The organism is Caulobacter sp. (genome assembly GCF_035254145.1).
Lineage (GTDB): Bacteria > Pseudomonadota > Alphaproteobacteria > Caulobacterales > Caulobacteraceae > Caulobacter.
Genome location: NZ_DATFAV010000199.1, coordinates 1 through 4,770, shown reverse-complemented (window position 1 = coordinate 4,770; position 4,770 = coordinate 1). Strand labels below are relative to the sequence as shown.

Sequence of the window (4,770 nt, the reverse complement as noted above, 5' to 3'; positions counted from 1 at the left end):
GATCCGTCGGGCACCGGTCGTGGCGGTTCGGACAAGCCGGACATCAAGGCCGAGTTCAGCAAGGAGCCGCACGTGCGCGGCGTCTGCTCGATGGCCCGCACGCCCGATCCGAACTCGGCCAATAGCCAGTTCTTCATCGTGTTCGACGACGCGACTTTCCTCGACGGTCAGTACACCGTGTGGGGCCAGGTGACCGAAGGCATGGACCACGTCGACGCCCTGCCCAAGGGCGAGCCGCCCAAAGAGCCGGGCAAGATCGTCAGCGCCAAGATCGCGGCCGACGCCTAATCGGCCGATCCGTCGATTTTCACGGCTCCGGACCTCGTGTCCGGAGCCGTTTCTATTTGGGCGTGCGCCGCAGGGTGACGACGACCGGCCGGTGGTCCGAACCGATGGCCGGACCACGCTCGACCTTGATCGCCCGCCATTCGTCGCCGGCATAGACGTGATCGATCGGCAGGAAGGGCGCGGGGGCGGCGGCGATGCGCGAAAACTGACCCGACGGCCACGAGGGCAGGGCGCGCGTCCAGCGCCGAAGACCCAGGGCCTTATCCTGGCGTTTGAGCGTGAACGACCAGGGCGTGGAGTTGAAGTCGCCAGCCAGGATGAGGCTGCGGCGATCGAGGGACTTCAGGCCATCGACCAGCTTTCGCGATTGCGCTTGCTGACGGCCGGCGGGCGCTGGCCAATAGAGATGCACGCCAACGACGGTGAAGGGGCCGCCCGGATCTTCGAGGGTCGCCCAGCCGGCGGCCAAGCGCTTTGTTCCAATCGGGATCGTTCCGTCAGCGACTATCCGCCGACGAGAGAATATCCAAGGTTCGCAAAGTCCCGCCCTGGAGCAGGAGGCGTAGTTATACGTCTTAACGAGCGCTTTGAGCACGGCTCTGTTGCCCCCGCCGCCTTCTTCCACGATCACCACGTCCGCGTTCTGGGCCAGAATCCAGGCCACGCTTTTCTCGGGCGAGGGGTTTTCGTACCAGGCGTTAAACTGGATGACCTTCAGGTCGCCTGGGGCGATGGCGGCGGGCTTGAAGCGCCAGGCGGCTGACATTTCCGGCCCCATCAGGACTGCGCAGGCACAGATCGCGACGAGGCCCAGCACGATCATCACCCAGCGCTCGGCTTGGCGGGCGAACAAGCCTCCTAGAACGACCGCGCCCACGCCCATGGCAAGCCATAGCGGCGCGGCGTGGGTGAGAGCGTCGAAACGGTCGCTGAACGCCCCGCCCAGGCTAGCTAACGCCAGACCGGCGCCGACCAGGCCCAGCATCAGGGCGGTGCCGCGGACGAAGAGGCTCAGCAACTGGACGACGAGACGCATGAGTCGCCCTTAGCATGACGCGATGACGATTGGCGCGCGCCAGTTCCGCCCGTCCACGTTCGTCAACGCATGCCGCCGAGGCGAGCGAGAACCGCCTGTCTCTTGACCTTCGCGGCCCATCGTGCGCTTGAAGCGCGCCCATGCGCCTCTCCGATTTCGACTTCGATCTGCCCGAGGACCGGATCGCCCTGCGGCCGGCCGAACCGCGCGACGCAGCGCGCCTGCTGGTCGTGCGTCCGGGCCAGTCGCTCGCCGACCACGTCGTTCGGCACCTGCCCGATTTCCTACGGCCTGGCGACGCTATGGTGTTCAACGACACCCGCGTCATTCCCGCCCGCTTGTCTGGCCTGCGCGAAGGCCGCACGACCGGAGGCGCGGACGGCACGCCCGTCGCCGTCGAGGCCACGCTGCACCGCCGTCTCTCGCCCAGCCGCTGGAGCGCCTTCATGCGCCCGGGCAAGCGTCTGAAGGTCGGCGACCGCGTCGCGTTCGGGGCGCGCGACGATCGCGCCTGCGAACTGGACCGGCTGGACGCCGTCGTCGCCGAGAAGCACGAGGGGGGCGAAGTTGTGCTGGCCTTCGACCTTTCCGGGCCGGACCTGGACATCGGCATCGCCCGTCACGGCGACATGCCGCTTCCGCCCTATATCGCCGCCAAGCGCGGCGAGGACGAGCGCGACCGCGCCGACTACCAGACCGTCTACGCCCGCGAAGAGGGCTCGGTCGCGGCGCCGACCGCGGGCCTGCACTTCACGCCGGAATTACTGGAGCGGTTGAAGGCCGAAGGGGTCTCGACCCACTTCGTGACCTTGCACGTCGGGGCGGGCACCTTCCTGCCCGTGAAGACCGACGAGGTCTCCGAGCACAGGATGCACGCCGAGTACGGCGAGGTGACGCGCGATGTGGCCGACGCTCTAAACGACGTACGCGCCGCTGGCGGTCGGATCATCTGCGTCGGCACCACCAGCCTGCGCCTGCTGGAGAGCGCCACGGGCGAAGATGGCGTGGTGCGCCCCTTCGCCGACGAAACCGCGATCTTCATCACGCCCGGCTACCGCTTCCGCGCCGCCGACGTGCTGATGACCAACTTCCACCTGCCCAAGTCGACACTGTTCATGCTGGTCAGCGCCTTCGCCGGCCAGGCGACGATGCGCGCGGCCTATGAGCACGCCATCGCGACGGGCTATCGCTTCTATTCCTATGGCGACGGCAGCCTGCTGTTCCGCGCCGAGACCGAGAGCCGCTGATGGCCGCGTTCCCCTTCGAGATCAAAGCCATCGACGGCAAGGCGCGCACCGGGGTGCTGAAGACCCCGCGCGGCGACATCCGCACGCCGGCCTTCATGCCGGTGGGCACGGCGGCGACCGTGAAGGCGCTGACCGTCGATCAGGTCAAGGACACCGGCGCGGACATCATCCTTGGCAACACCTATCACCTGATGCTGCGTCCCTCGGCCGAGCGGGTGGCGCGCCTGGGCGGCCTTCACAAGTTCATGCGCTGGGATAAACCGATCCTGACCGACAGCGGCGGCTTCCAGGTCATGAGCCTGTCAGGCATCAGCAAACTGACCGAGGAGGCGGTGACCTTCTCCAGCCACGTCGACGGCTCCAAGCACGTGCTGACGCCCGAACGGTCGATCGAGATCCAGGCCGACCTCTTGGGCAGCGACATCGTCATGCAACTGGACGAGTGCGTGGCCTGGCCGGCCGAGGAAGCGAGGGCGCGCAAGGGCATGGAGCTTTCCGCGCGCTGGGCCAAGCGATCCAAGGACGCCTTCGGGACCCGCGACAGCCAGGTGCTGTTCGGCATCCAGCAGGGGTCGACCTTCGAGAACCTGCGTCGCGAGTCCTCCGAACGCCTGCGCGAGATCGGCTTCGACGGCTACGCCATCGGCGGCCTGGCCGTCGGCGAGGGGCATGAGGCGATGTGCGAGGTTCTGGACTACGCGCCGGGCCTGCTGCCGGAAGATCGCCCACGCTACCTGATGGGCGTGGGCAAGCCGATCGATCTGGTGGAGGCCGTGGCGCGGGGCGTCGACATGTTCGACTGCGTGCTGCCCACGCGCTCGGGCCGCCACGGTCAGGCCTGGACCTGGGACGGGCCTATCAACCTGAAGAACGCCAAGTACGCCGAGGACGAGACGCCGCTGGATCCGACCAGCGACTGCCCCGCCAGCCGCGACTATTCGAAGGCCTATCTTCGCCATTTGTTCAAGGCCGAGGAGATCCTGGGCCAAGTGCTGCTATCCTGGCATAACATCGCCTTCTTCCAGGCCCTGACGGCGGCCATGCGCGCGGCGATCGCCGAGGAGCGCTTCGAGCAGTTCCGCCGCGATTTCGCCGCGCGGCACTTGCCTCAGTAGGCGGGGCCCTTCGGCACGGTTGGCGCTTCCTCCTTGCGGATCGGAAAGCGCGGCTTGCGCGGCCCGTAGGGGTCGGGCGGCGGCGGCATGCCCGGGTCGACGACCGGCGTCGGCGTCGGAGGCTTGTGCTGCGGCGTGGCCGGCGGATTGCAGCCGCGCGACTCGCCCAGGCCTTTCAGATAGGCGCGCCGGACGGCGCCCGAGGCGATGGCGCTCTGCACCAGGCGGTCGTGCCGCTCCGCGCCGGTCAACTTCCGTACCCAGCCGCGCATCGGGATCATGTCCTGCGCCGCGCTGGCCACCGCGCCCAGCGCCGCTTCTCCTGCGGCCTTGCGACCGCGATCCATCAGGTCTTCGTCCTCGGTCGGCGGATTGCTGTCGATGTCCTCGCCCAGGGCGGCGTCCAACGGCTGGATGAGGGCGATCAGGTTCGCGCAATCGGCCTTGTTCGGCCGCTTGTAGGGATCGTCCATCGCCTCGAGCAGGATGCGGGGGATCTTGGTGCGGATGACGTTCACGTCGCGCAGCGGCGCGGTCATGGCGCCCGTGATTCCCTCCTTGTTGGCCTCGGAGGTCGACTTGATCCGCTCATCCGGCTCGGAAACGGGGGGAGGGTTCTGTTGGCGCGCCATGGCCACGTTCGCCGCCGCCACGGTCATCACGACCGCCAAAAGCAAGGTTCTACGCATGACTCACCCCAACCCGCTCACAGCTTTACCACTGTCGGCCGGAAAAACGGCGAAACCATGCTTGCGAGCCCAACGACCCCCGACTATGGTCCGCGCCGCTTCCACCGGTCCCCGCCGGATCGTGAGCGGGCCGGTAGCTCAGTGGTAGAGCATTCGACTTTTAATCGAATGGTCGTGGGTTCGAACCCCACCCGGCCTACCAATTCAAATCCTTGATCCGTATAGGCTCTGCGGCGATGGCTTCGACCAGCCATCCGCTTCCTTCGCCGACGCCCGCCAGCAGGCCTTCGAGGTTTGGCCTATCGGCGTCGACCAGTTTTTCTCCATCCCCGGCCGGGCTTTTCTCGTTTGCCCCATTGTCGTGGTAGAGATTTAAGCGGCTCAGTTTTCACGAC

Annotated in this window: 5 protein-coding genes and 1 tRNA gene; 4 read left to right on the top strand and 2 right to left on the bottom strand. The window is 67.2% G+C overall.

Annotation, left to right across the window (positions count from 1 at the left end; all coding sequences use genetic code 11):
* A partial coding sequence (locus tag VJ655_RS12170) for a peptidylprolyl isomerase (RefSeq protein WP_324111402.1) occupies positions 1 to 288 on the top strand: 288 nt, incomplete at its 5' end.
* A 52-nt stretch (positions 289 to 340) separates the two neighbouring features.
* Here the strand turns inward: VJ655_RS12170 and VJ655_RS12165 are convergent.
* Positions 341 to 1,324: an endonuclease/exonuclease/phosphatase family protein gene (locus tag VJ655_RS12165; protein WP_324111399.1), complete on the bottom strand. Its 984-nt coding sequence runs from the start codon at positions 1,322 to 1,324 to the stop codon at positions 341 to 343.
* A 140-nt stretch (positions 1,325 to 1,464) separates the two neighbouring features.
* On the opposite strand from VJ655_RS12165, the gene queA reads away from it, so the two are divergent.
* A complete protein-coding gene (gene queA, locus VJ655_RS12160) occupies positions 1,465 to 2,571 on the top strand; it encodes a tRNA preQ1(34) S-adenosylmethionine ribosyltransferase-isomerase QueA (RefSeq protein WP_324111397.1) in 1,107 nt (368 codons plus the stop codon).
* Positions 2,571 to 3,686, top strand: coding sequence for a tRNA guanosine(34) transglycosylase Tgt (gene tgt, locus VJ655_RS12155; protein WP_324111395.1), 1,116 nt, complete (start codon positions 2,571 to 2,573; stop codon positions 3,684 to 3,686). The genes queA and tgt overlap by 1 nt, the downstream gene beginning before the upstream one ends.
* On the opposite strand, the gene VJ655_RS12150 is transcribed toward tgt, so the two are convergent.
* The gene (locus VJ655_RS12150; protein ID WP_414646975.1) at positions 3,680 to 4,375 is read right to left on the bottom strand and encodes a hypothetical protein; all 696 of its coding nucleotides are present in this window, start codon (positions 4,373 to 4,375) and stop codon (positions 3,680 to 3,682) included. The two genes, tgt and VJ655_RS12150, sit on opposite strands and share 7 nt — an antisense overlap.
* A gap of 127 nt (positions 4,376 to 4,502) precedes the next feature.
* On the opposite strand from VJ655_RS12150, the gene VJ655_RS12145 reads away from it, so the two are divergent.
* Positions 4,503 to 4,577 (top strand) — tRNA-Lys (locus VJ655_RS12145).
* Positions 4,578 to 4,770: the final 193 nt, after the last annotated feature.